This window comes from Rhizobium esperanzae (assembly GCF_014197615.1).
In the GTDB taxonomy this organism is placed as follows: Bacteria; Pseudomonadota; Alphaproteobacteria; order Rhizobiales; family Rhizobiaceae; genus Rhizobium; species Rhizobium esperanzae_A.
The window spans coordinates 140,802-165,027 of the sequence record NZ_JACIFY010000004.1 but is presented as its reverse complement, the minus strand read 5'-3'; the positions used below and the strand labels follow the sequence as shown (position 1 = coordinate 165,027).

Below are 24,226 nucleotides of genomic sequence, written 5' to 3'. Positions count from 1 at the left end.
CGTGGCTGAATTTGACGACGAACGCATCGCTTCCCTGAATCAGCACAGGAAGACCGTCATGCTGGATCGGTTTTTGACCTTTACCGGCCTGGCGCTTGCCGGCGCTTCCGCCTTCTTTCCATGGTACGTGTTCTTCAACGCCGACAAGTTCGGCATGAATGTCGCCGCCAGCAGCAATTCGCGCGAACTTCCGAATTGGCCGGCGCGCAACGTCTTCAGCGTTTCGCCGCTTGCCATGGTCAACAAGAATGAGGCGGACAGGAAGCAGCCGGCGGTCGACCCGCTGACGACGGCGACGGTCTCGGATCTCGGCAAGGAACGCCAGGGCCGCGCCATACTGGAAGATCAGCCTTTCCCCGGCACATCCTCCTTCCGGCTGCTGCACGTCTCCAACGGCCGGGCGCTGATCGAGGATCCCTCCGGCATGTATGTGGTGCGCGTCGGTTCGATCCTGCCCGACCAGAGCCGCCTTGCGACAATCGAACAGCGCCAGGGCAAATGGGTGATCGTCACCTCCAAGGGGGAGACCTACCAGAACAACTGAACCTTACGGCAGAGACTGAAGGAAAAAGGGCTCCGCCGTAAACCGGCCGGAGCCCGGTTCATTTGTGGCGGAAGCTTTCGCCGAAAAGCGTCTCGAAGCCGGAATTCCCGTAAGTCCCACGCAAGATTACCACACTAGGTTCGGGGCAGTAAAAACGGAGAGTTCTCATGCAACCGATCCAACTTTTCGACTTGGCTTCGCGACAGGCGGAATGGCTGACGATCCGTCAGCAGGTTGTTGCCGGCAACATCGCGAATGCCAATACCCCGAAATTCCATGCCAAGGACGTCACGCCCTTCGATGCCGTGCTCGATAAGTCCGACATCACCATGGCGCGCACCAATCCGGCCCATCTCAGCGGCAACGATTTCAGCGCCAGCGGCGATATCGACGTCAAGGACGCCGCACTCGACCAGGAAATCGGCGTTCAGGAATCCGGCAACACGGTCGGTTTGGCCGAGGAGCTCTCCAAGTCGGGCGATATCAAGCGCCAGTACGATCTGAACACCTCGCTGGTCAGTTCCTTCAACCGCATGATGTTGATGACCGTCAGGAAGTAAAAGTCATGGATCCGCTTTCAGCCGCAATGAAAATCGCCGGTTCCGGCCTCGAGGCGCAGTCGACCCGCCTGCGCATCGTTTCGGAAAACATTGCCAACGCCCGCTCGACCGGCGACACGCCGGGGGCCGACCCCTATCGCCGCAAGACGATCACCTTCGGCCAGCAGATGGATCGCACCAGCGGCGTCGAGACGGTCAACGTCAAGAAGGTCGGCGAGGACGAAGGCGATTTCAGCACCGAATTCGATCCCAGCAATCCGGCTGCGGACCAGAAGGGCGTCGTCAAGCTGCCGAACGTCAACATCCTGGTCGAGATGGCCGACATGCGTGAAGCCAACCGTTCCTATGACGCCAATCTGCAGACCATCAAGCAGACCCGCGATCTCATCTCCTCCACGATCGACCTCCTGAAGAGCCAATAATAATGATCAGCAGCGTCCAGAATGTCAGCAACCTTTCGATGACCCGTGCGCTCGGCGCCGTCGACACCGAAAATTCCGCCTCGTCGTCGGCCGCCACCACCATGCCGGGGACCGCGGGTGCAGCCAACGGCATGAGCTTTGCCTCCGTCATGGGCAACATGGCGACAGACGCGGTCACCAGCCTGAAGGGTGCGGAAAGCATGTCCTTTGCCGGGATCAAGGGCACGGCGACGACGCGAGAGGTCGTCGATTCCATGCTCCAGGCCGAGCAGACGCTGCAGACCGCGATCGCCATCCGCGACAAGGTCGTCTCGGCCTTTCTCGAAGTCACCAAGATGCAGATGTAACTGATTTGAGGACGAACACATGAGAGCGCTCGCCATCGCAGCAACGGGCATGGATGCCCAGCAGACCAATCTGGAAGTCATCGCCAACAACATCGCCAACATCAATACGACGGGCTTCAAGCGCGCGCGCGCCGAATTCTCCGATCTTCTCTACCAGACCGAACGGGCCAAGGGTGTCGCCAACCGCGCCAACCAGGCCGTCGTTCCGGAAGGCGCCAATATCGGTCTCGGCGTCCAGACCTCGGCCGTCCGTAACCTGCATCTCCAGGGCGAACTGACCCAGACCGGCAACGACCTCGACGTGGCGCTGATCGGCAAGGGTTTCTTCCAGATCCAGTCGACCGACGGTACGACGCTCTATACCCGCGCCGGCGCCTTCAACAAGAACGACCAGGGCCAGCTCGTCACCGTCGACGGCTACGAGGTCCTTCCCGGCATCACCATTCCGACGGGCTCGACCGAGCTGACGATCAGCCGCTCCGGCGAGGTTTCGGCCAAGCTGCCGGGCGCGACGAGCGCGACCACGCTTGGCCAGCTGACGCTTGCCGACTTCGTCAACGAGGCGGGTCTCCAGCCGATCGGCGACAATCTCTTCCAGGAAACCGCCGCCTCCGGCGATGCCGTCATCGGCAATCCTGACGAGGAAGGCTTCGCCTACATGAAGCAGGGTTATCTGGAATCGTCGAACGTCGACCCGGTGAAGGAAATCACCGAGCTGATCTCGGCCCAGCGTGCTTACGAGATGAATTCCAAGGTGATCACCACCGCTGACGAAATGGCCTCCATCGTCAGCAAGAACCTGAAGTAAAGGGAAGGGCCGAAACATGATGTTTTGCCGGGCAGGACACATCTCAGGATGGGTGGCGGCAGCCACGATCGCAGTCGCGGGCATTTTCTTGCCCGCGAAGGTGGATGCCGGCATGGGTTATGCCGTCGTCCCGACGACGATCATCTACCCCGGCGACACATTGTCGGCCAGCCAGCTTCAGGAGGTCGAGGTCACCAACCCCAACCTCGCCGGCGATTTTGCCAAATCCATTTCCCAGGTCGAAGGCCTGGTCTCCAAGCGAACGCTGCTGCCGGGCCGGACCATTTCGGTTTCTGGCCTGCGTGAAGCCTATACGGTGACCCGCGGCTCTTCGATCCGCCTGGTCTTTTCGCTCGGCGCGATGACGATCTCGGCTGCCGGCACGCCGCTCGAAGACGGCGCGACGGGGCAGCTCATCCGCGCACGCAATATGGATTCCGGTGTTATCGTCAGCGGCACGGTGCTTGCGGACGGCACGATCCATGTGAGGGCAAAATGAAATTGTTCTTCCGCTTTTTAACCCTTGTCGCGGTTCTCGCCATGAGCTTGGCCGATGTCGCGCCCGCTTGGGCGCTGACATCCCGCATCAAGGACATCGCCTCGCTTCAGGCCGGCCGCGACAACCAGCTGATCGGCTACGGCCTGATCGTCGGCCTGCAGGGAACCGGCGACGGCTTCCGTTCGTCTCCTTTCACCGAGCAGTCGATGCGGGCGATGCTGCAGAACCTCGGCATCTCGACGCAGGGCAGCCAGTCCAACGCCAAGAACACGGCGGCGGTGATGGTCACCGCCAATCTGCCGCCCTTCGCAAGCCCCGGCAGCCGCATCGACGTCACAGTGAGCTCGCTCGGCGACGCAACGTCGCTGCGCGGCGGCACGCTTGTCATGACCTCGCTTTCCGGCGCCGACGGCCAGATCTATGCCGTCGCGCAAGGGGCGGCCATCGTTACCGGTTTTCAGGCCCAAGGCCAGGCGGCGACCGTGACCGAAGGTGTCACCACTGCCGGCCGGGTGCCGGGCGGCGCCATCATCGAGCGCGAACTGCCGTCCCGCTTCAAGGATTCGGTCAATCTCGTCCTGCAGCTGCGCAACCCCGACTTCTCGACGGCGATCCGTATCGCCGACATCGTCAACGGTTATGCCTCGGCCCGCTTCGGCGGCCCGGTCGCTGAAGCCAAGGATTCGCAGGAAGTGGTGATCCAGAAGCCGCGCACGGCCGATCTCACCCGGTTGATGGCCGACATCGAAAATCTCATCGTCGAGACCGATACGCCGGCCAAGGTCGTGATCAACGAGCGCACCGGAACGATCGTCATCGGTTCGGATGTCCGCGTCTCGCCGGTTGCCGTCAGCTACGGCACCCTGACCGTGCAGGTCACCGAGACGCCGCAGATCATCCAGCCCGAACCCTTCTCGCGCGGCGTAACTGCGGTCCAGCCGCAGACCGATATCGCGGCTCAGCAGACTGGAGGGCGCGTCGCCATCATCGACGGTCCCGACCTCAGAACCCTCGTCGCCGGCCTCAACAATATCGGCGTGAAACCGGATGGCATCATCGCCATTCTCCAGGGCATCAAGTCGGCGGGCGCCCTGCAGGCGGAGCTCGTGCTGCAATGAAGACGATTCTCAATCCCGACATGACGGTTGTGCAACTGCTGCGCCGGCTGGCGCTGCCGGCGGCAGTCCTCACGCTCCTGTCGATCCCCGGCGCCTTCGCGCAGGAGCATGCGCCGGCGGGCGACATCACCTCCCAGGACGAGATCAAACAGTTCTGCACCAATATCGCCGACCCCGCCCGCGATCAGCGTTACCTCCTGCAGAAGCAGGAACTGGAAAAGCTTCGCGCCGACATCGACGCCCGCGTGGCCGAGATGGACAAGCGCAAGGCCGAATATCAGGACTGGCTGAAGCGGCGCGACGATTTCCTGAAGCAGGCCGAAGCCGGCCTCACCGAAATTTACAAGAAGATGAAGCCGGATGCCGCGGCACTCCAGCTGCAGGATATGAACATCGAGGTGGCCTCGGCCGTGATCATGCGGCTCAGCCCGCGCCAGTCGAGCCTCATCCTCAACGAGATGGACGCGAAGAAGGCCGCGGCCATCGCCAGTATCATCGCCAGTGCGTCCGATCCCAATACGTCGAAGGATCCTTCATGAATATGCGTTTCCCGGCCGCGATCGCCGCCCTCGCACTCCTTGCAGGCTGCCAGTCTCCGACCGCGGTCAGCGAGATCGGCCGTGCGCCCGCCATGAGCCCGATCGGCAGCGGCCTTGCCTACGGCCAGACGCCGCAGATGGCGCTCTATCCCAAGCAGCCGCGCGCCGTTGCCCAGGGTTATTCGCTGTGGAGTGATTCGCAGGCAGCCCTCTTCAAGGATGCACGCGCGCTCAACGTCGGCGACATCCTGACCGTCGACATCCAGATCAACGACAAGGCCTCCTTCGACAACGAGACCAATCGCAGCCGCACGAATTCGAGCGGCATGAACTGGGACGTCAACGCCCAGATCTTCGGCTGGACGCCTCAGTCCAAGACCGACCTGACCTATGGCTCCGACACCAGCACCGACGGCAAGGGCAAGATCGAGCGCACCGACAAGATCACCCTTCTGGTCGCCGCCGTCGTCACCGGCATTCTCGAAAACGGCAACCTCGTCATATCCGGCTCGCAGGAAGTCCGCCTGAACCAGGAACTGCGCATTCTGAATGTCGCCGGCATCGTTCGTCCGCAGGACGTCAATTCCGACAACCAGATCTCCTACGACAAGATCGCCGAAGCCCGCATTTCCTACGGTGGCCGTGGCCGCCTGATGGAAGTGCAGCAGCCTCCGCGCGGCCAGCAGGCCGTCGATCTTTTCTCGCCGCTTTGAGGCTGAACGACGATGGCAGACGAAGACACAAGCGCAGGCCAACCAAAGAAGAAATCCGGCCCGCTGATGACGATCATCGGCATCGCCGTCCTGACGCTCCTCGGCGCCGGCGGCGGCTGGGCGGTTGGCACGATCGTCGCGCCCAACATCAAGGGCGCCAAGGAGGCCGAGCAGGCCAAGGACGCCGATGCCAAGAAAAAGGCCGAGGAAGGCCTGGCCCGCATCTCGACCGAGGCCAACAACATCGTCCAGCTCGAGCCGATCACCTCGAACCTTGCCTACCCCTCGGAAAACTGGGTGCGACTCGAGGTCGCGCTGATGTTCAACGGGCCGCCTGACGTGAAGGTTTCCGAGGATATTCATCAGGATATCCTCGCCTATATCAGGACCGTTTCCCTGCAGCAGATCGAGGGGCCGCGGGGCTTTCAATATCTCAAGGATGACATACAGGAACGTGTTGACCTTCGCTCGCAAGGGCGGGTATCGAAGGTCATGTTCAGGACATTTGTCATCGAATGATTCGTCTCATAGTTTTCCTTGCCGCCATGATGGTGGTGCCGGAACTGGCGGTGGCACAGCAGCTGCCGACTGACTTGTTGAACGTGCCGGTCGATGGCTCCGTCGCCGCGTGGATCATCCGCACATTCGGCCTGCTGACCGTTCTTTCGGTCGCGCCGGGTATCCTGATCATGGTGACGAGCTTCCCGCGCTTCATCATCGCCTTCTCGATCCTGCGCTCGGGCATGGGTCTTTCCTCGACGCCCTCCAACATGATCCTGCTGTCGCTGTCGCTGTTCATGACCTTCTACGTCATGTCGCCGACCTTCGATCAGGCCTGGCAGAACGGCGTGCAGCCGCTGCTTGCCAATCAGATCAACGAGACCGAGGCGGTCCAGCGTATTGCCGAACCCTTCCGCACCTTCATGGCGGCCAATACTCGCGACAAGGATCTGGCGCTGTTCGTCGATCTGGCGCGCGAACGTGGCCAGAACATCCAGACGACCGATCCGATCGACTACCGCGTGCTGATCCCGGCCTTCATGATTTCCGAGATTCGCCGCGGTTTCGAGATCGGCTTTCTCGTCGTGCTGCCGTTCCTCGTCATCGACCTGATCGTCGCCACCATCACCATGGCGATGGGCATGATGATGCTGCCGCCGACCTCGATCTCGCTGCCTTTCAAAATTCTCTTCTTCGTGCTGATCGACGGCTGGAACCTGCTCGTCGGCAGCCTGGTGCGCTCATTCCACTGACCGCCTGCGGCCTTTGCTTTGGTCACGAGGAACTTCGGTTCCTCGATAGGCCGGTTTCTGCTATGCGCGGTTCGCGAAATCCATCAGCAATTCCAGACCTTCGGGCCAATCACCCAGATCACTTTGGCCATTGATGTGGCCGGCCGCGCCGATGATTTTCAATTCGCTGCCCCATTGCTTTGCCCGCGTTTCGGCATAGGGCAGCGAACCATAGGGGTCATTGGTGCTTGCAACGATCAGCGATCGAAAGCCGAACGGCGTTTGCGGTACATCTGCAAAGCCTGCAGCGTCCGCAGGAAAGTGCGAAGACAGAGGGTCTGGCACGGCGGCGAGGAACGCTCCCTTGATCGGCGAAGGGGCACGCTGGTGCCAAAGTGCTACAAGCAGGCAGGCAAGACTATGCGCCACGAGGACAGGTGGTGTTCTGGCTCTGCGCACCGCTTGGTCCAAGGCTTCGACCCAGTCGGAAAGATCCGGCTGATCCCAGCTCGCTGGCGCAAAACGGCGTATGGCTGGATTGGCATTTTCCCAACGGCTCTGCCAGTGTGTGTGTCCGGAATTGCCGATGCCCGGCAGATGAATGAATTCGGTCATATCTCGCCTCTTCTTCGCTTCAGCGGAAGTATGGCGGTTTACACCTGCGAACCAAATTGGCATCTATCGGAAAAGTACGGGGTAATCCGATAGATTGAAGGTTGATGGCAAAGCGCACCGATACCACACCGGATCTCGATCCGACCGACATCGCCATCATCGAAGTCTTGCAGGATGATGGACGCATCAGCGTCTCCGAGCTCGGAAGGAAGGTCGGCCTTTCGCAGCCGGCCACGTCGGAGCGTCTCAAACGGCTTGAAGAACGCGGTATCATCGAGGCCTACAGAGCCGTCATCGACCCCGCCGCGGTCGGACTTGGCATGATGGCCGTTATCCGCTTGCGCACCACGCACGAGCATATCAAGACATGCCTGAAGCAGTTTTCCGATATGCCTGAGATTATTGAGGTTCTAAGGCTGACAGGAGAGGATTGTTTTCACCTGAAAGCCATTGTTCCCACGCCGGCCCACCTTGAAAGCATCGTCGATGCCATTGCACGCTACGGCTCGGTCACGACGGCCATCGTTCTGCGGAGAGAGCCGCCTAAACGTATCGGGCGTGAACTGATTGCAAAGAGGTAAATTCCCGCTGAGGCGAACAGGATCGCTTCAGCGGGTATTCCGTCTCAAAAAGCCTCACTCGGCCGCGAACGGCGCCGTGCGCGGCGGCAGCGCCGCAATGTCCATGTGGTCGGGTGCGAGACCCTGCTTGGCGCGCCCGGCCATGATTTCATAGGCCCGCTCCAGATGGTGGCAGAAGCGTTCGGCATCGAAGAGCGGCGCGATATAGCGCTTCTCCTTGAGGTGCGCCTTGTATTCGGCGATCCGCCCTGGATTTTCGGCCAGCTCGACGGCAAGGTCCTCGTAGGCCTGCAAGTCGTCTGCCACGAGCTCAGGCAGATCGATGGCTCTCAGCAGGCTCTCGCTGACGCGTGAGGCGAAGTTGGTGCCTTTGAGGGTCAGCACCGGCAGGCCGCCCCAAAGCTGCTCCGAGGTGGTCGTATGGCCGTTGACCGGGAACGTATCGATGCCGATATCGGCCGCCTGCTGCCGGTCGATGTGGTCTTCATAGTGAGCGCGCGGGCAGAAGATGATCCGCTTCGGCGAAATCCCCGCCGCCTGGAATTGCTTCAAGAGATTTGCCTGGTTGCGCGGTGTGTTCGCCATCAGCCAGAGCACGCTGTTCGACGCGCGCTTGAGAATACGGCACCAGCTATGGACGACCTCAGGCGTAATCTTGCGGTTGCCGTTGAAGGACGCGAAGATGAAGGCGTCTTCCGGCAGACCGAGCTGCTCGCGGGTGACGGCGCGCGGCTTCGGACGGTGCATCGGGTCGTTCGGCTGATAGCTTTCCGGCAGCCGGCAGAATTTCTCATGATAGAAGGGCTTGGCCACCTCGGGCAATACCGAATGGTCGCCGATCACGTAGTCGAGGTCGATGTTGACGGTGCTGCCAGGGAAACCGAGCCAGCCGACATGCACCGGCGCCAGCGGCAGGTTGAAGGCTGTCGCGCGACTGCCGGAGGTATGGCCCTTCAGGTCGACCATGATGTCGATATTATGCTCGCGCACGACTGAAAGCACCGCTTGGTCGGAGAAGCCGTGAATATCGACGATCCGGCCCCAGCGGCTGCGGTCGGTCACGTTGTGCTTCAGGTATTCCGGACCCGTATGACAGAAGAGCGTCACCTCGAACCGGTCCTTGTCGTGCAGTTCCAGGATGCGCTGCAGGAGCTTCATCGTCGCATGGCGATCCCAGAAGTCCGATGACATGTAGCCGATCCGGATCTTGTCCGACCAGCTGTGCGGCTGGTTGCGGCGGAAGGCTACCCGTTCCGGATTGAGGGGGGTAGTACCGATCGTTGCATAGCGGTTATGGTCTTCGTTGCCGCACCAGTGCAGATGATAGAACGGATTATCCTTGCGCAGGATATCGAGATCGCCCTTTGCGAGTGCAGCGTCGATCACCGCCTGATGTTTGGTGGCCTCTTCGAACTCATTGAATTCGCGGGCGAAAACCAGATGTAGAAAGCGGAACGCGTGATTGCCGGGAAACCGCTTGAAGAGGTTGCGCGAGAGGCTCTGGTTGGTCGCGTCGTTCAGATCGTCGCTCAGAAGCAGGGCGGCCAGGCGCATATGATCGGGATTGGCACTCTGTGACAGCACCGTCTTGAACGGACGAATGATATCGCGCTGCTGACGCTTCAGATAGATCGCCGTGATGATGAAGGCGAGTTCGGCATCCTCCTGTGCCTTCGCGAGGTTGCGCATGGCGATCAGCAGCGCATCGTCATCGTTGCCGGTCTCGTAATGCAGCTTGGCAGCCTGTTTCTGGTATTCGTAGGCATTCGGTCCTTCGCAATTACCGGCCAGGCCATAGGCTTTCGCGGCATCGGCCTTGAAGCCGAGCTGCACGAGGTTTTTGGCCAGCAGCGCATAGGTCTTGGCGTCCTGCTGGATATCCATGAGCTGGTTGAGCGTCGCCAACGACTGTGTGTAGCGGCCCGCCTGGTAGTCTCTGGATGCCGCAGAGAACGAAACTTTGCTGTTCAAAACCCAACTCCGTAAAGGAAATGTTCTGGCATGGCTGTCGATCGCCGGGCGGGCACGAGCCGTCCTCCACCGAAAACAGGTGGATCGATCCGATGATGCTCTCCCGGCGGCTGCCACATTGGCATGCGAAGCTTGCTTGAAACCGGTGCGCCGCACGAAGACGCTTCCTTTGCAGACAGGAAACGGTTTCTTTCCCCGTATGTTAGCATGCGAAGGAATAGATTCAGTCGGCATTAACTATGCGATGTAAGGGGCCGGCACGGGCGCTCCATTTTTAAGAAGTTGGCAAGCATTGGCTGCGAGATTGCCCTGGACATGACGGGTTTGGGCCAAACAAAAAAGGCGCCGAGTAGCATGAAGCTGGTCCGTCATCGCCGGTACTACAGTCCGGTATGTCCTCCTTTTTGTATCTAGTTTCCAGGGGACAGATTTATGACAAGCATTAACACCAACACTTCCGCACAGGCCGCTCTCCAGACGCTGCGCAACGTCAACCAGGGTCTGCAGTCAACCCAGGCTCACGTTTCGTCCGGCTATCGTGTCGGCAAGGCATCCGACAACGCGGCTTATTGGTCGATCGCAACGACCATGCGCTCGGACAACAAGGCACTTTCTGCCGTTTCCGACGCTCTCGGCGTAGGCGCTGCGAAGGTCGACACCGCTTACACCGCCATGGACAGCGCCATCGACGTCGTCGGCGACATCAAGGCCAAGCTGGTTGCCGCCACTGAAAACGGCGTCGACAAGGCCAAGGTCCAGGAAGAAATCGGCCAGCTGCAGCAGCAGCTCCTGAGCGTGGCTCAGTCGGCTTCCTTCAACGGCGAAAACTGGGTCGCCGGCGCTTCCGGCACCAAGAGCGTTGTCTCCTCGTTCGTCCGCGACGGCTCCAACGCCGTTTCGGTCACCACGACCGATTACGTTCTCAACAACGGCTCTGCGGGCAACGTTCTGTTCGGCATGAGCGGCGGTTCGGTCGAAACCTCGACGGGTATCCTCGGTACGTCGACTGGCGCGACCGGTTCGATCTACTCGATGAACATCACCAACTTCACCGCTGGCCAGATCCAGACGGCTCTGAGCAACGTCGAATCGGCTCTGAAGTCCATGACCAGCGCCGGTGCTGCTCTCGGCTCGCTCTCCAAGCGCATCGACAACCAGGACAGCTTCGTCAGCGCCCTCAGCGCCTCGATCGACTCCGGTGTCGGCCGCCTCGTCGACGCCAACATGGAAGAAGAATCGTCCAAGCTCAGCGCCCTGCAGACCCAGCAGCAGCTGGCGATCCAGTCGCTGTCGATCGCGAACTCCTCTTCGCAGAACATCCTGTCGCTCTTCCGCTAAGAGCGGTCGGCACAAGGTTTCCAAGTTTCGCGGCCCGGGTCACCCCCCGGCCGCGAAATGTTTTAATATAAGGTTAATGAAAATCCATCTAAGTGCCCGATATTTTTACGTTATTTTCAATTCCAATTTAGCTTTCCTTAACCATCTTGCTGTTTTCTAGGCCCATCGAAACGGCGAGTTAACCTTAACGAGAATGGTTAACAGGCATGATGCTGATCGCTGTGGGCCGGCCGAAATCCGGAATGTCCCTTCTTAAAATCTGCCAACAAGGGGCAAACAAACTATGACGAGCATCAATACCAATAACGCTGCAATGGCAGCCCTCCAGACTCTGCGTGGCGTCAACCAGGGTCTCCAGACGACCCAGGCCCACGTTTCGTCCGGCTATCGCGTCGGCAAGGCTGCCGACAACGCTGCCTACTGGTCGATCGCAACGACCATGCGTTCCGATAACAAGGCGCTTTCCGCTGTTTCCGACGCTCTCGGCCTCGGCGCCGCCAAGGTCGACACCGCTTACTCCGCCATGGACAGCGCCATCGATGTCGTCGGCGACATCAAGGCCAAGCTGGTTGCCGCCACTGAAAACGGCGTCGACAAAGCCAAGGTCCAGGAAGAAATCAGCCAGCTGCAGCAGCAGCTCCTGAGCGTCGCTCAGTCGGCTTCCTTCTCCGGCGAAAACTGGGTTGCCGGCGCTAACGGCACCAAGAACGTCGTTGCCTCCTTCGTCCGCGACGGCTCCAACGCCGTTTCGGTCGTGATGACCGACTATGTTCTCAACAACGGCTCCGCGGGCAACGTGCTGTTCGGCATGAGCGGTGGCGCGGTCGAAACCTCGACGGGTATCCTCGGTACTTCGAATGGCGCGACCGGTTCTGTCTACTCGATGAACATCACCAACTTCACCCTCGGCCAGATCCAGTCGGCTCTGACCAACGTTGAAGCGGCTCTGAAGTCCATGACCAGCGCCGGCGCTGCTCTCGGCTCGGTTTCCAAGCGTATCGAACTGCAGGAAAACTTCGTCTCCGCGCTCAGCGACTCGATCGACTCCGGTGTCGGCCGTCTCGTCGACGCCGACATGGAAGAGGAATCGTCCAAGCTCAGCGCCCTGCAGACCCAGCAGCAGCTGGCCGTCCAGTCGCTGTCGATCGCGAACTCCTCTTCGCAGACCATCCTCTCGCTGTTCCGCGGCTAATAACCCGCAGAAATATCGGCCCGCCGATCTCCGGCGGGCCCCCAGCAATCAAGCCGCGCTTCGATGGAGCGCGGCTTTTTTAATGTCTGTTAACGATCGATTAACCATAATGCTGTCTTCTGCCTCCAACGAGACGGCGGGTTAACCAAATTTAAGAACCGGTTAACAGGCATGAGGCTGGTCCCCGTTCCCGGTAGCTTTCCGGAATGTCCCTTCCTTTCAACTGCCAACAAGGGGCAATCATTTCATGACCAGCATTTTGACGAACGTTGCGGCGATGGCCGCTCTTCAGACACTCCGTGGAATCAATGACGGCCTTGAGGCGACGCAGAACCGCGTATCGTCGGGTTATCGCGTCGAAAAAGCGTCCGACAACGCCGCCTACTGGTCGATCGCAACGACCATGCGTTCTGACAACAAGGCACTCTCCGCCGTCTCCGACGCTCTCGGCCTCGGCGCCGCCAAGGTCGACACGGCTTACTCCGCAATGAGCAGCGCCATCGACGTCATCAGCGAAATCAAGGCGAAGATCGTCGCCGCGACCGAAAAGGGCGTCGACAAGACCAAGGTCCAAGAAGAAATCGGTCAGTTGCAGCAGCAGCTGCTCAGCATCGCCCAATCCGCTTCTTTCTCCGGTGAAAACTGGGTTGCCGGCGCTAACGGCACCAAAAGCGTGGTTTCCACCTTCGTGCGCGATGGCAACGGCAATGTGTCAGTCAAGACGACGGACTACATTCTGGACACGAGCTCTTCGGGCAACGTTCTCTTCGGCATGACCTCGACCGGCACGATCGACACGACCTCCGGCATTATCGGCACGTCATACGGCACGATCGGTTCGATCTATTCGATGGACATCAGCACCTTCGGCTCGGTTGAGATCTCCATGGCCCTGACGTCGATCGAGGCCGGCCTGAATGCGATGACTAAGGCTGCATCGCAGCTCGGCTCGATTTCCACCCGCATCGACTTGCAGGAAAACTTCGTAGGAGCGCTGAGCGATTCGATCGACTCGGGCGTCGGCCGCCTCGTCGATGCCAATATGGAGGAGGAGTCGAGTAAGCTGACGGCGTTGCAAACCCAGCAGCAGCTGGCCATCCAGTCGCTGTCGATCGCCAACTCCAGCGCTCAGAACATCCTCACGCTGTTCCGCAGCTAAGCCAGGCGCTGAAGCTGGACCGAATCTTGCGCCATTGCCTGGCCGCAAGCCAAAAACCTCGCGAACCGCGCCAGAAACGGCGCGGTTCTTTCATTTATATCAATGGTTTACTTCGGTGTACGCTCCGCGTTCGGCGCTCGTCGCTGCGCTCTTGCCGAACAGGTTGATATCGAGTTACCTTTGCCTGGAGTTGATTTGCTTTGCGATACGCCGGTGGAAATTTCGCCGGAGGCATGACGCCATTTCGGTCGCCGCCGGTAATCCGGCCTGCCCTGTCACCTTATTCCGAGACCTGTCGATGACCGTTAAGATTACCAGCGCGGCCGCGGTGAATGCGCTTGCGGTGCTGCGCAGCATCAACAAAGAAGCCAGCCAGACCCAGCAGCAAGTTTCCTCGGGATATCGTATCGAGACGGCGGCCGACGATGCGTCCTACTGGTCGGTTGCGACCGTTATGCGCTCGGACAGCACCAATCTCGGAACGATCGGGGATGCGCTCGGTCTCGGCGCTGCCAAGGTCGATGCAACCTACACGTCGATGAATTCGGCGATTGATCTCATCGGCCAGATTCGCGCCAAGCTGGTTTCGGCAAGAGAGCCTGGTGCCGACAAGGATAAGATCAACGCTGAGATCAGCGAATACAAGCAACAGCTGCAGACCGTCGTCGAATCGACGTCGTTTGCCGGTGAGAATTGGCTGTTGAACGGGGATTCCGCCGCGCCGCCGACATGGTCGGTCATCTCGGGCTTCGTGCGCGCGCCAACCGGCGAATATCAGGCCCAGAGCATCGATTTCCCGTCGTCGCAGACCATTCTCATCGACAAGAACGATGCAAGCGGCGGTCTGTTCACCAAGGCGGTCGATGCCAACGCGATCAACAACAGCGGTCCGACACCGCGCAATTATTATCTGCTGAACGCCAACTCGACCACGCCGGCGACGGGTACGGAAGTTGCGATCGACAAGAACACGACCGACTCGCAACTCGCCGACATGCTTGATGTGACCGACTCGCTGCTCTCCTCGCTGACGACGACGGCCGCTTCGATCGGCGTGATGAAGACGCGCATCGACGATCAGATAGACTACACCGCCGATCTCTCCGATTCGATCGACAAGAGCGTCGGCGCCCTCGTCGATACCGACATGGACGAGGCTTCGATCCGGCAGAAGGCGATCGAAACCCAGAAGCAGATGGCGGTCGAGGCGATTTCGATCCTCAACACGGCTTCGAGCAAGATTCTGATTCTGCTGGAGTAAAGCTGGGCGCGATCTCGGATGGCGGCGCCATTCATCCTCGCGCAAGTTTGACTTCCTAGTTTCCGGCATGAGGGCATCGTCCGAATCCGTGCCGGCGCAAGGTCAAGCCCTTGTCCGCTTCGAAGGGGACATGCCGGCGCGCAAGGTCATTTTGAGCGGAGCGAGTATGCTGCCGCCTCCCGCATGGGATGGATTTTTATGAGCATTACGCTTTCCCGGTATTTGAAGGATTTCGGTGAACCGGAACCGCCGGCACCGATCATCGACATGGATGATTTCGCCAGCGATAGTTTCGCCGAAATGCCGAGCGAACCGGCGGTCGACGTCGAGGCGGAACGCCTCGATGCCTATGCGGAAGGTCATGCCGCAGCGACGGCCGATTTGACCGGGAAATACGAAGGGGAGGCGCGGGCGCTGGCTGAGGCCCATGCGCGTGAGGTCGAGGAACTGAAGCTTCGCTACGAAGTCGAGGCGGCGGCGATCATTGCTTCCCGCATCCGCGATATCGCCGAAGAGGTCGCGCAGATGGTCAGTGCCGGCGCCGCCGAGGTCATCGCCCCGGTGATGACCGAAGCGCTCGCTGCCAAGGCCGCCGAAAACCTCGCCGTCCTGCTGCGCGATGCGATCCTTGAGGGTGCGGCCGGACCGATCGTCGTCAAGGGTCCGGCCCGGCTTTTCGAGATATTGCAGGCCGAACTCGGCGAGCATGCCGAGGCGGTTCGCCATTTTGAGACCGACGATATCGATCTCGCCGTCGAAATCGGTGAATCCGTCATCGTCACCCGTATGTCGGCCTGGGCGGCCAGCTTGAAGAAAGTTCTCGAATGAGCGACGGCGAAAACCATCACCACGGCAAGAACGAGATCATCATCGTCAAGAGACATGGCGGTGGCGATCACGATGGTGCCCATGGCGGCGCATGGAAAATCGCCTATGCCGATTTCATGACGGCGATGATGGCGTTCTTCCTTGTCATGTGGCTGGTCAATGCCGCCAACGAGGAGACCAAGGCCTCGGTCGCGACCTATTTCAATCCGATCAAGCTCTCCGACGAAAAGCCGACCGAGAAGGGACTGAAGAAGCCTGTCGACAACGCCGAGGGTGAGGAGAAGCAGGAAAAGTCGAAGCAGAAGGAAGAAAATCCGAACGACGGCAAGGCCTCGGCGGATGGTGACGACCAGACATCGACATCCGGCGACCAAACCAATTATTCCGAGGCGGATTTCTTTGAAAATCCTTATTCGGTTCTGGCCGAGATCGCCCAGGAAGTCGGACAGCAGGCCAATGTCAGCGCCAAGGGCGATGGCGGTGCGGCCGATTCCGGCCCGGCCACCGGCGCCGATGGCGGCGAGGCCTATCGTGATCCCTTCGACCCGGATTTCTGGACGAAGCAGGTCGAGGTCACGACGGCCGGCAAGTCCGCGCCTCCCGGCAAGAACGACCAGCAGGCGGCCGAGAGCGGAACAACCGAGATCGCCAAGGCAGAGGATATGAAGCCGATACCGCTGACCCCGGATCAGAAGGCCGCCCCGGAAACCAAGAAAACAACGGAAACCAAGGACGCGGCCGAGGCCAAGGACGGCAAGGCGCCGGGCGACAAGAAGGCTGACGACAAGAAGGCCGGAGATAAGAAGGTTGGCGACAAGAACGCTGGCGACAAGAACGCCGACGCGCAAAAGGACGCCGATCACCAGAAGGATGCGGACAAGAGCGCGGCCGAGGCCCAAGAGCAGAAGCAAGCAGAGCAGTTGCAGGCAGAGATCGCCCAGCAGATCGGTGGCGTTGCCGGCAAGCTTGCCGAAGGTCTGACCGTGACGGCAACCGAAGGCGGGCTGCTGGTCAGCATCTCCGACCAGACCGACGATTCGATGTTCAATATCGGTTCGGCGGTTCCACGCCAGGAAATGGTGCTCGCCATGCAGAAGATCGGCGCGATCCTGAAGGAGAGGGGCGGGGCGGTCGCCATCCGCGGCCACACGGACGGGCGCCAGTACAAGGGCGCGCAGAACGAGAACTGGCGGCTTTCGATGGACCGCGCCCAGAGCGCCTACTACATGCTCGTGCGCGGCGGGCTCGACGAGAAGCGCATCTCCCAGGTCTCCGGCTTTGCCGACCGCCGGCTGAAGCTGCCGGACGACCCGTTCAACGCGACCAACCGCCGGATCGAGATTCTGGTGCAGGCGGATCGAGGATAATAGGATGGCGCGTCGGCAGCATCGCTATGTCGGATTTGTGGCCCTCGGCCTGGCGATGCTTTCGCCGGCCGCAGGCAAGGCACAGGATCCGGATGATCTCGCGCCGTACAAGATGCTGCGGTCGCTGCAGTTCGTGCAGGATTCCGTCGTCGGTGGCGATCATTCGGCCGGTGAGATGCAGCGCTTCATGCTGGGCACGATCGACCAGCGGCTACGCACCGTCGAGACGTCGGTTTTCGAGGACGACCGCAACGTCGACGCAGCGCTGATCTACGCAATGAGCGGCGGCAATCCGCAGACGCTCGAATATCTGATCGCCCACGACGTCAACGGCTATTTCGACAACCGCGTCACCGATGTGCTCAGAAAATATCTGAGCGGCAAGGGGCTGCTCGTCGCCAAGACGCTGGAGGAGATGGCCAGGGAATATCGCGATAAGAAGATCGGTCCTTACCTGGCGCTGATCGGCGGCAACGTGCTGATCGCGACGAAACCGACCGATGCGCTGGATCTCTACGACCAGGCGCGCCTTGCAGCACCCGGTACGATCGTCGAGGAAGCGGCGTTGCGCCGCTCCGTCGCCATCTGCGTCGACAAGGGCCTGCTCGACAGGGGAATGGCCTATTCGCAGCGTTATACAAGGCGCTTTCTGCATTCGCCCTATGCCAGCCAATTCGCCGATCTTTTCGTCGCACTCGTCGTCGGCCACGATCACGACGTGAAACCGCAGGATGTCGTCGACATCCTCTCCTTCATGGACGCGCCGCGCCAGCGCGAGGTCTATCTGCGTATCGCCCGCGCGGCCGCGATATCAGGCAAGCCGGAACTGGCGCATATGGCGGTCGAGCGTGTGCAGTCGCTCGGCGCCGGCACGGACAATGCGTTCGGTCCGCTGGCGGATTTCTATGGCGGCATGGCCGGCCTTCCCACCGAGGATATCGACCGGGCGGCGAAGAATGTCAGCGGCATCGCCGGCAATGCGCTTTCGCCGCGCGATCAGGCGCTGCAGGCGGCGGCGCGATCAGTTGCCGAGCAGATCCTCAGCGCTCCCGATCCGGCAAGCCTGACGCAAGCCTCGAATCCTAACACTGACCATCAAGAAATCACTTCTGAAAAGGCTGCGGCCACAGTTCCGCAACCGGGAGCGCCAGGCGCGCTTCCCGAGCCTGTTCCGGGAGGCGTGGCATCGACTGGCCAGAGCCAGGCTGCCGACCCCTCATTCAACGCATTTGTGACGACCAATCGGTCCAAGCTCGACGAGATCGACGGTCTTCTGGCGCAGGAAGGCAACGAACAATGATGGATATGAGCGTCTCGGGCGGAGCCGGTGCGGAGACGGCTGCGGTTGCGAAATCTGTGCGGCCGGCCGGAAAAGATGATGCCAGCGGCCAAAAGAACGGCTTCGGCGACGCACTTGCCAAGGCAAGCAGCGGCGCCGTCAATGACGACGCGAACGATGCGCAGCCGGGTCAGGGTGTGGTTGCCGATGCCGCTGCCACCGCCGAGAAAGTAGCGCGGACGATCCGCAGCCGCAACGGCGCAAAGCCGTTGATCGATCTCAGCGACGCGGCACTGAAGGCGCAGGCTGAGAGCGCCCCCGAGATCGTCAATGTCGAAAAGGCCGGGGCAAAGTCCGCAAAGGCCGAGGTCAAAATGCCGGCGGATCTCGCCTTTGGCAAGCTCGACCCGAAGGACCGCTCGGCCGACGAGATCGCCCAGGCCGCCAAAGGCGGCAAACACGCCAAGGCCGACGCGCTGGAAACCGAAACGGACGAGGACAGCGCCGATGATGACGGCGGCATTTCCGACGTCCTCGGCCTGCTGAAGCGGAATCCTGCCGACGGTGCGGTTGCTTTGCCGGTGGTCGGCGCGCGTCACGCCTCTGCCGGAGCCGATGAAGTCAAGCCCGCCGACAAGAAGGTCGACGGTATCGACGCCAAGGCAGGCGGTCATGCTTCCGACGCGCTCGCAGCCGTCAGCGGCAACCTCGAAAGCGCTAAGGCGGATGTTCCCGGAGCGGAAAATGCCGAAGCCGCCGATGGCAGGACGTTCAGGATCAGCCGCGCCGACGGCCGCGGCGTGTCGATGGATGTGCACCTCGGCACCGATCAGGCAGAGGCAAAGGACGGCGCCAAGAAGAGCGATGTCGAAAACGTCGCGGTGCTGGAATCGCGCCGCTATATCGGCCTGATGCAGAATTCGAATTCCGCCGCCGTCACTGCCGCTCTTTCGGGCGATTCCGAGTGGGCGCGCGCCATGGAGCCGAGCTCGGCGCTCTCCAACGCGGCGGAGTGGACGATCACCGGCAAGGTGGTCAATACGCTGAAGATCCAGATGAACCCGCTCGATCTCGGCCTGGTGACCGCGACCATGCGTCTGTCCGGCGACGCCTTGAACGTCGATCTCAAGGTCGAAACCGGGGCGGCCTATCGTCAGATCAAGGAAGATCACGGCAAGATTCTCGAAGCTCTGCGCAGCCAGGGTTACGCCGTCGACAACGTTACTATCAGCATGGCGCCGGTCGAGCGTAGCGACGCCGGCAACCAGTCAGGCAGCCAGGGCCAGGCCTCCCAACAGCAGTCGCTCGCCCAGCAGGGGCAGGGCGGCGAGGCGCGCGAGCGCCATAATCAGACGGCACAGCGAATGGGCGGGGGCTTCAATGGCGCAGGCGAGACCGGGATTGAAGACGTTTCTGCTGGCCGCAGCAGCGGCACTGGCGGCGTTTACCTCTGAGGCCAAGGCCTCCACCGGCGCCTGCGAACGCGAAATCCAGTCGGCGGCTGCCAAATACGGCATCCCGGTCGGCATCCTCTATTCGGTCGGTCTGACGGAGACCGGCCGCAAGGGATCGCTCTATCCCTACGCCATGAATGTCGAAGGCAAGGCGATCTTTCCGCCCTCGGAACAGGATGCAATGAGGCAGTTCGACGTCGCCCGCAGCAGCGGCGCCAAGCTCATCGATATCGGCTGCATGCAGATCAACCACTATTATCACGGCGAAAATTTCGCCTCGGCCGAGGATATGTTCGACCCGCATCGCAACGTGGAGTATGCGGCAAAATTCCTCCGCAACCTGCATGACCGTCACGAGACATGGACGATGGCGGTAGCCAGATACCATGCGGGCCCCAACAATGACCCCGCCCAAAAGCAATATGTCTGCCGCGTCATCGCCAATCTGGTCGCTACGGGCTACGGCAAGTGGACTCCCAATGCGAGTAACTTTTGCCAAAATTGATTCAACCGAAGATGGAAGAGGCCCATTGTGACGAAACTGTGTCACAATATGGCAGGAATCCGGCATGAATCGCCTGCGCAAGTCATAATTAAGGGAGCGTTAACTTTTCCACGAATTTTTGGTGTGCATAATCAATCATACCCACTAGATATAGATCAAATCGCTACCCGGATCTTAATCAATTATTAATTTCTGCCATTAACTTTAACGAGTTGTCGCCGATTCGCACGATTCGTACCCATAGATCATTGAAGTGCCACACTGATTCGGAGGCGGACGAATGATCGTCGTGGTTGATGAGCGTGAGCTCGTGAAAGATGGATATACATCTCTGTTCGGCCGTGAGGGCATTCCCTCCACCGGCTTTGATCCAACCGAATTCGGCGAGTGGGTGCAGACCGCTGCCGATTCCGATATTGCGGCAGTCGAGGCCTTCCTGATCGGTCAGGGTCAGCGCAACTACGAACTGCCCCGGGCGATCCGGGATCGTTCGATGGCGCCAGTGATTGCGGTCAGCGACCAGCACTCGCTCGAAAACACCCTTGCGCTGTTCGATTGCGGCGTCGACGATGTGGTGCGCAAACCGGTACATCCGCGCGAAATCCTCGCAAGGGCGGCTGCAATCCGGCGCCGGCTGAAGGCGATCGCCAATTACACCGAGATCGGCGGCATCCGCGTCTTCTCGGATGGTCGTGACCCCGAGATCAACGGTGAAGTCTTCGCGCTTCCCCGGCGCGAGCGCCGCATCCTCGAATATTTGATCGCCAATCGCGGTCGCCGGGTCACCAAGACCCAGATCTTCAACGCCATCTACGGCATCTTCGATGAAGAAGTCGAGGAGAACGTCGTCGAAAGCCACATCTCGAAGCTGCGCAAGAAGCTGCGCAAGAAGCTCGGAGTCGATCCGGTCGATTCCAAGCGTTTCCTTGGTTACTGCATTGATTGGGGCTGATTTTTTGGGCCGGGCGGCGGCGCCCGGCTGAACCTCGATGTTGGCCTCGCGGCTCGCCATGACAGACAGCTTCACGCAAGGCCCGACAAATACTCTTGAGCTTAACAGGTAAAACGAGGTTTTCAGATGAGCATTTTCGGCAGCATGAAGACGGCGGTATCGGGGATGAACGCGCAGGCGAACCGTCTCAGCACCGTCGGCGACAACATCGCCAACGTTAACACGACCGGTTACAAGGCCGTGTCGACGAGCTTCTCGTCGCTGGTTCTTCCCTCCTCGGGCGGCAATTACAATTCCGGCGGCGTTCAGACCTCCGTCCGCCAGGCCGTCTCCGACCAGGGTGATATTTCCTACACCACGTCCACGACCGACCTTGCGATCTCCGGCGACGGCTTCTTCATCGTACAAGGCCCTGACGGCACGCCGGTTCTGACCCGTGCCGGCGACTTCCAGAAGGACGATGAAGGCAATCTCGTCAATGCCGCCGGCTTCGGCCTGATGGGGTATTCCTACGACGCCGGCTCTCCGGCCGTCGTGGTCAACGGCTTCGATGGCCTCGTTCCCATCAACGTCAACCAGGAAGGCCTGACCGCCATCGCCTCGACATCCGGGGTCTTCAAGGGCAATCTCGATTCCGGCGCCAATATCGCCCCGGTCGCTCCTGCGACGCTGCCGAGCGCCAACGCCGCCACCACGACGACCGATACCAAGAAGTTCTCGATGGTCGCCTACGACACGCTCGGCAACAAGGTGATGTACGACTTCTACTTCACCAAGACCTCGGTCGCGGCGACGCCGCCGCCGGCGCCGCCTGCCGTTAACAGCAGCTGGCAAGTTGCGATCTTCCGCAACGCTAATGCGGCAACGGGCGGCACGAGCTCCTTTCCCTACAGCGCTGGCGGCGCCGTTGGCACGACCACGCTCGATTTCGACGCCAACGGCAAAATGACCAACTCGACGGGCACTGTTAACATCGCCGATACGGTGACCGGTCAGACCATCAAAATGGATCTCTCCGGCTTCACGCAGCTTGGCGCCGCCTTTGCCGGCACGGGGACGCCGAACGGCCAGGCTGCAAGCCCGGTCAAGGACGTCACGATTGATGGCGACGGCATCGTCTACGCCAAGTACGAGGATGGCACCAACAAGCCGCTCTACCGTATCCCGCTCGCCAACGTCGCGAGCCCGGACAAGCTGACGCTGATGAGCGGCAACGTCTACAGCGCCAACGGCCAATCGGGCGTCACCGTCACCGGCTTCCCGCAGACCAACGGTCTCGGCACGATCAAATCGGGCGCTCTCGAGGGTTCGAACGTCGACCTCGCCGGAGAACTGACCGAGATGATCGAGGCGCAGCGCAGCTATACCGCCAATTCCAAGGTGTTCCAGACGGGGTCCGACATCATGGACGTTCTCGTCAACCTCAAGAGATAAGCAGGGTAACGGGTAAGCCATGTCGCTCACGTCAGCACTGAATACCGCGCAGGGAATATTCAACAATACGGGCACGCAAAGCAGTGTCGTATCGAACAATATTTCGAATGCCGGCAACAAAGATTACGTGCGCCGGCAGGCGATGCTCACCACGTCCCTAAACGGCGCTCAGGTCGTCAAGATCGACCGCGCTCAGGAAGATGCCCTGCTGCGTCAATATCTGAAGTCATCCTCGCAGGACAGCGCCCAGCAGGCATTGCTGGGCGGTCTCAATGACCTCAAGTCGATCATGGGCGGCAACGACTACGAAACGTCGCCATCCACCTACCTCGGCGTTTTCCAGCAGAAGCTTCAGGCCTTCCGCACGGCGCCGGGCAGCACCGTTGCCGCCCAGGGCGCCATCACCGCCGCCCAGGACGTCGCCAACTCGCTGAACAACGCCTCGCAATCCGTTCAGGACGTCCGCGCCGGCGCCGACAAGCAGATCGCCACCGACGTCGATAAGCTGAATACGCTCCTCAGTGACTTCGAGAAGGCCAACAATGCGGTGAAAACCGCGACGGCCTCGGGTGCGGATGCATCCGGCGCCCTCGACGAACGCGAGAAGGCGCTCAAGCAGATTTCGCAGATCGTCGGCGTCAACACGACGACGCGCGACAATAACGATATGGTGCTGAGCACGACCGACGGGACGATCCTCTTCGAGACGGTCCCGCGCAAGGTGACGTTCAAATCGCAGGATGTCTATACCGCCACGATACTCGGCAATTCGGTTTATGTGGACGGTGTGGCGCTTCAGCGTGGCAGCGGAGCGACGACGACAGGGCAGGGGAGCCTCCAGTCGCTCCTCCAGGTCCGCGACGAGATCGCCCCGAACTTCCAGAAGCAGCTCGACGAAATCGCTCGCGGCCTGGTCTCGCTTTTCAAGGAGCAGAACACGGCAGCCGGCCCGGCCTATGTGCCCGGCCTCTTCACCTGGAGCGGCGGCACGGTCGATACCGGCGCCACCGCGGTTGCCGGCATGGCGTCCACCATCACCGTCAGCAGCCGGGTCATCACCTCGCAAGGCGGCGACCCGATGCGCCTGCGCGATGGCGGCGTCAACGCCACTGGCCTAGTCAGTAACCCCACCGGCCTCAGCGGTTATACGACAGACCTCGATCGCCTCTATACGGCGCTGGGCTCCGACATCGATTTCGACCCCGCGGCTGGGCCAGCAGTCGGTTTTGATGCGACGACGGGCATCGATTCGAACGTCAGCATCATGGAATACGCTACCAATTCCCTTGGCTGGCTCGAGCAGTATCGCAGCAATGCCACGACGGCGGCGGAAAATACCTCGGCTGCGCTGTCACGCTCCGACGAAGCCTATTCCAACGAAACCGGCGTCAACCTCGACGAGGAACTGACGCTGCTCCTCGACATCGAGCAGTCCTACAAGGCGGCGACGAAAATCCTTAACGCCGTTGACGAAATGTTGAAGTCATTGCTGGATATTGCGAGTTAAG

26 protein-coding genes are annotated in these 24,226 nt (G+C 60.6%); 24 read left to right on the top strand and 2 right to left on the bottom strand.

The window, feature by feature from the left end; genetic code table 11:
• Position 1: 1 nt before the first annotated feature.
• The 11 genes from GGD57_RS07350 to fliP all read left to right on the top strand — a co-directional run bounded on the left by GGD57_RS07350 (position 2) and on the right by fliP (position 6,803).
• The gene (locus tag GGD57_RS07350) at positions 2–544 is read left to right on the top strand and encodes a flagellar protein (RefSeq protein ID WP_184468311.1); all 543 of its coding nucleotides are present in this window, start codon (positions 2–4) and stop codon (positions 542–544) included.
• A gap of 167 nt (positions 545–711) precedes the next feature.
• A complete protein-coding gene (gene flgB / locus GGD57_RS07345; protein ID WP_085736181.1) occupies positions 712–1,104 on the top strand; it encodes a flagellar basal body rod protein FlgB in 393 nt (130 codons plus the stop codon).
• A 5-nt stretch (positions 1,105–1,109) separates the two neighbouring features.
• Entirely contained in the window at positions 1,110–1,526 is a 417-nt protein-coding gene (flgC, locus tag GGD57_RS07340; RefSeq protein ID WP_184468309.1) for a flagellar basal body rod protein FlgC, read from the top strand.
• A gap of 2 nt (positions 1,527–1,528) precedes the next feature.
• Positions 1,529–1,873, top strand: a complete 345-nt coding sequence (locus GGD57_RS07335; RefSeq protein ID WP_085736185.1) for a flagellar hook-basal body complex protein FliE — start codon at positions 1,529–1,531, stop codon at positions 1,871–1,873.
• A gap of 19 nt (positions 1,874–1,892) precedes the next feature.
• Positions 1,893–2,681, top strand: coding sequence for a flagellar basal-body rod protein FlgG (gene flgG / locus GGD57_RS07330; protein WP_184468307.1), 789 nt, complete (start codon positions 1,893–1,895; stop codon positions 2,679–2,681).
• A gap of 16 nt (positions 2,682–2,697) precedes the next feature.
• Complete coding sequence (gene flgA / locus GGD57_RS07325) at positions 2,698–3,180, top strand: flagellar basal body P-ring formation chaperone FlgA (protein WP_085736189.1); 483 nt, start codon at positions 2,698–2,700, stop codon at positions 3,178–3,180.
• Positions 3,177–4,298 carry a flagellar basal body P-ring protein FlgI gene (locus GGD57_RS07320; RefSeq protein ID WP_184468305.1) on the top strand — a complete coding sequence of 374 codons (1,122 nt, stop codon included), beginning with the start codon at positions 3,177–3,179 and terminating at the stop codon, positions 4,296–4,298. The genes flgA and GGD57_RS07320 overlap by 4 nt, the downstream gene beginning before the upstream one ends.
• Complete coding sequence (locus GGD57_RS07315; protein ID WP_184468303.1) at positions 4,295–4,837, top strand: MotE family protein; 543 nt, start codon at positions 4,295–4,297, stop codon at positions 4,835–4,837. The genes GGD57_RS07320 and GGD57_RS07315 overlap by 4 nt, the downstream gene beginning before the upstream one ends.
• Complete coding sequence (flgH, locus tag GGD57_RS07310) at positions 4,834–5,550, top strand: flagellar basal body L-ring protein FlgH (RefSeq protein WP_085736195.1); 717 nt, start codon at positions 4,834–4,836, stop codon at positions 5,548–5,550. The genes GGD57_RS07315 and flgH overlap by 4 nt, the downstream gene beginning before the upstream one ends.
• Before the next feature lie 12 nt (positions 5,551–5,562).
• Positions 5,563–6,069, top strand: coding sequence for a flagellar basal body-associated FliL family protein (locus GGD57_RS07305; RefSeq protein WP_184468301.1), 507 nt, complete (start codon positions 5,563–5,565; stop codon positions 6,067–6,069).
• Positions 6,066–6,803: a flagellar type III secretion system pore protein FliP gene (fliP, locus tag GGD57_RS07300; RefSeq protein ID WP_085736198.1), complete on the top strand. Its 738-nt coding sequence runs from the start codon at positions 6,066–6,068 to the stop codon at positions 6,801–6,803. The genes GGD57_RS07305 and fliP overlap by 4 nt, the downstream gene beginning before the upstream one ends.
• Positions 6,804–6,863: 60 nt before the next feature.
• On the opposite strand, the gene GGD57_RS07295 is transcribed toward fliP, so the two are convergent.
• Positions 6,864–7,397, bottom strand: coding sequence for an RBBP9/YdeN family alpha/beta hydrolase (locus GGD57_RS07295; RefSeq protein WP_184468299.1), 534 nt, complete (start codon positions 7,395–7,397; stop codon positions 6,864–6,866).
• Between the two features lie 104 nt (positions 7,398–7,501).
• Between GGD57_RS07295 and GGD57_RS07290 the strand changes: the two genes are divergently transcribed.
• Positions 7,502–7,978, top strand: a complete 477-nt coding sequence (locus GGD57_RS07290) for an Lrp/AsnC family transcriptional regulator (protein WP_184468297.1) — start codon at positions 7,502–7,504, stop codon at positions 7,976–7,978.
• Between the two features lie 54 nt (positions 7,979–8,032).
• Here the strand turns inward: GGD57_RS07290 and GGD57_RS07285 are convergent, their stop codons facing one another.
• The gene (locus tag GGD57_RS07285; protein ID WP_184468295.1) at positions 8,033–9,949 is read right to left on the bottom strand and encodes a glycosyl transferase; all 1,917 of its coding nucleotides are present in this window, start codon (positions 9,947–9,949) and stop codon (positions 8,033–8,035) included.
• A 432-nt stretch (positions 9,950–10,381) separates the two neighbouring features.
• Between GGD57_RS07285 and GGD57_RS07280 the strand changes: the two genes are divergently transcribed.
• The 12 genes from GGD57_RS07280 (at position 10,382) to flgK (ending at position 24,225) form a co-directional block, all read left to right on the top strand.
• Positions 10,382–11,287: a flagellin gene (locus tag GGD57_RS07280; protein WP_184468294.1), complete on the top strand. Its 906-nt coding sequence runs from the start codon at positions 10,382–10,384 to the stop codon at positions 11,285–11,287.
• 283 nt (positions 11,288–11,570) lie between these two features.
• A complete protein-coding gene (locus GGD57_RS07275; protein ID WP_184468292.1) occupies positions 11,571–12,479 on the top strand; it encodes a flagellin in 909 nt (302 codons plus the stop codon).
• A gap of 247 nt (positions 12,480–12,726) precedes the next feature.
• Positions 12,727–13,638, top strand: coding sequence for a flagellin (locus tag GGD57_RS07270; protein WP_184468290.1), 912 nt, complete (start codon positions 12,727–12,729; stop codon positions 13,636–13,638).
• A 298-nt stretch (positions 13,639–13,936) separates the two neighbouring features.
• Positions 13,937–14,899 carry a flagellin gene (locus GGD57_RS07265; protein ID WP_184468288.1) on the top strand — a complete coding sequence of 321 codons (963 nt, stop codon included), beginning with the start codon at positions 13,937–13,939 and terminating at the stop codon, positions 14,897–14,899.
• Between the two features lie 198 nt (positions 14,900–15,097).
• The gene (locus tag GGD57_RS07260) at positions 15,098–15,727 is read left to right on the top strand and encodes a hypothetical protein (RefSeq protein ID WP_184468286.1); all 630 of its coding nucleotides are present in this window, start codon (positions 15,098–15,100) and stop codon (positions 15,725–15,727) included.
• A complete protein-coding gene (locus GGD57_RS07255; RefSeq protein WP_184468284.1) occupies positions 15,724–17,094 on the top strand; it encodes a MotB family protein in 1,371 nt (456 codons plus the stop codon). Before GGD57_RS07260 ends, GGD57_RS07255 begins: the two co-directional genes overlap by 4 nt.
• 4 nt (positions 17,095–17,098) lie before the next feature.
• Entirely contained in the window at positions 17,099–18,394 is a 1,296-nt protein-coding gene (gene motC / locus GGD57_RS07250) for a chemotaxis protein MotC (protein ID WP_184468282.1), read from the top strand.
• Positions 18,391–19,827 (top strand): flagellar hook-length control protein FliK, encoded by a 1,437-nt coding sequence (locus GGD57_RS07245; protein ID WP_184468280.1) that lies wholly within the window; start codon positions 18,391–18,393, stop codon positions 19,825–19,827. The genes motC and GGD57_RS07245 overlap by 4 nt, the downstream gene beginning before the upstream one ends.
• Complete coding sequence (locus GGD57_RS07240) at positions 19,775–20,332, top strand: lytic transglycosylase domain-containing protein (protein WP_097613154.1); 558 nt, start codon at positions 19,775–19,777, stop codon at positions 20,330–20,332. The genes GGD57_RS07245 and GGD57_RS07240 overlap by 53 nt, the downstream gene beginning before the upstream one ends.
• 280 nt (positions 20,333–20,612) lie before the next feature.
• Entirely contained in the window at positions 20,613–21,284 is a 672-nt protein-coding gene (gene rem, locus GGD57_RS07235) for a transcriptional activator Rem (protein WP_085736218.1), read from the top strand.
• 126 nt (positions 21,285–21,410) lie between these two features.
• Entirely contained in the window at positions 21,411–22,718 is a 1,308-nt protein-coding gene (locus tag GGD57_RS07230) for a flagellar hook protein FlgE (protein WP_184468278.1), read from the top strand.
• 19 nt (positions 22,719–22,737) lie between these two features.
• Positions 22,738–24,225 (top strand): flagellar hook-associated protein FlgK, encoded by a 1,488-nt coding sequence (flgK, locus tag GGD57_RS07225; protein WP_184468276.1) that lies wholly within the window; start codon positions 22,738–22,740, stop codon positions 24,223–24,225.
• Position 24,226: the final 1 nt, after the last annotated feature.

Bases quoted from the DNA above. Each gene is read 5' to 3' on its own strand.
- GGD57_RS07270 (WP_184468290.1), top strand. From the start codon at position 12,727: ATGACCAGCATTTTGACGAACGTTGCGGCGATGGCCGCTCTTCAGACA.
- GGD57_RS07305 (WP_184468301.1), top strand. From the start codon at position 5,563: ATGGCAGACGAAGACACAAGCGCAGGCCAACCAAAGAAGAAATCCGGC.
- GGD57_RS07335 (WP_085736185.1), top strand. From the start codon at position 1,529: ATGATCAGCAGCGTCCAGAATGTCAGCAACCTTTCGATGACCCGTGCG.
- flgG (WP_184468307.1), top strand. From the start codon at position 1,893: ATGAGAGCGCTCGCCATCGCAGCAACGGGCATGGATGCCCAGCAGACC.
- GGD57_RS07260 (WP_184468286.1), top strand. From the start codon at position 15,098: ATGAGCATTACGCTTTCCCGGTATTTGAAGGATTTCGGTGAACCGGAA.
- flgH (WP_085736195.1), top strand. From the start codon at position 4,834: ATGAATATGCGTTTCCCGGCCGCGATCGCCGCCCTCGCACTCCTTGCA.
- GGD57_RS07230 (WP_184468278.1), top strand. From the start codon at position 21,411: ATGAGCATTTTCGGCAGCATGAAGACGGCGGTATCGGGGATGAACGCG.
- rem (WP_085736218.1), top strand. From the start codon at position 20,613: ATGATCGTCGTGGTTGATGAGCGTGAGCTCGTGAAAGATGGATATACA.
- GGD57_RS07275 (WP_184468292.1), top strand. From the start codon at position 11,571: ATGACGAGCATCAATACCAATAACGCTGCAATGGCAGCCCTCCAGACT.
- GGD57_RS07245 (WP_184468280.1), top strand. From the start codon at position 18,391: ATGATGGATATGAGCGTCTCGGGCGGAGCCGGTGCGGAGACGGCTGCG.
- GGD57_RS07255 (WP_184468284.1), top strand. From the start codon at position 15,724: ATGAGCGACGGCGAAAACCATCACCACGGCAAGAACGAGATCATCATC.
- GGD57_RS07280 (WP_184468294.1), top strand. From the start codon at position 10,382: ATGACAAGCATTAACACCAACACTTCCGCACAGGCCGCTCTCCAGACG.
- flgB (WP_085736181.1), top strand. From the start codon at position 712: ATGCAACCGATCCAACTTTTCGACTTGGCTTCGCGACAGGCGGAATGG.
- flgA (WP_085736189.1), top strand. From the start codon at position 2,698: ATGATGTTTTGCCGGGCAGGACACATCTCAGGATGGGTGGCGGCAGCC.
- GGD57_RS07295 (WP_184468299.1), bottom strand. From the start codon at position 7,397: ATGACCGAATTCATTCATCTGCCGGGCATCGGCAATTCCGGACACACA.
- motC (WP_184468282.1), top strand. From the start codon at position 17,099: ATGGCGCGTCGGCAGCATCGCTATGTCGGATTTGTGGCCCTCGGCCTG.
- fliP (WP_085736198.1), top strand. From the start codon at position 6,066: ATGATTCGTCTCATAGTTTTCCTTGCCGCCATGATGGTGGTGCCGGAA.
- GGD57_RS07320 (WP_184468305.1), top strand. From the start codon at position 3,177: ATGAAATTGTTCTTCCGCTTTTTAACCCTTGTCGCGGTTCTCGCCATG.
- GGD57_RS07315 (WP_184468303.1), top strand. From the start codon at position 4,295: ATGAAGACGATTCTCAATCCCGACATGACGGTTGTGCAACTGCTGCGC.
- GGD57_RS07265 (WP_184468288.1), top strand. From the start codon at position 13,937: ATGACCGTTAAGATTACCAGCGCGGCCGCGGTGAATGCGCTTGCGGTG.
- flgC (WP_184468309.1), top strand. From the start codon at position 1,110: ATGGATCCGCTTTCAGCCGCAATGAAAATCGCCGGTTCCGGCCTCGAG.
- GGD57_RS07290 (WP_184468297.1), top strand. From the start codon at position 7,502: ATGGCAAAGCGCACCGATACCACACCGGATCTCGATCCGACCGACATC.
- flgK (WP_184468276.1), top strand. From the start codon at position 22,738: ATGTCGCTCACGTCAGCACTGAATACCGCGCAGGGAATATTCAACAAT.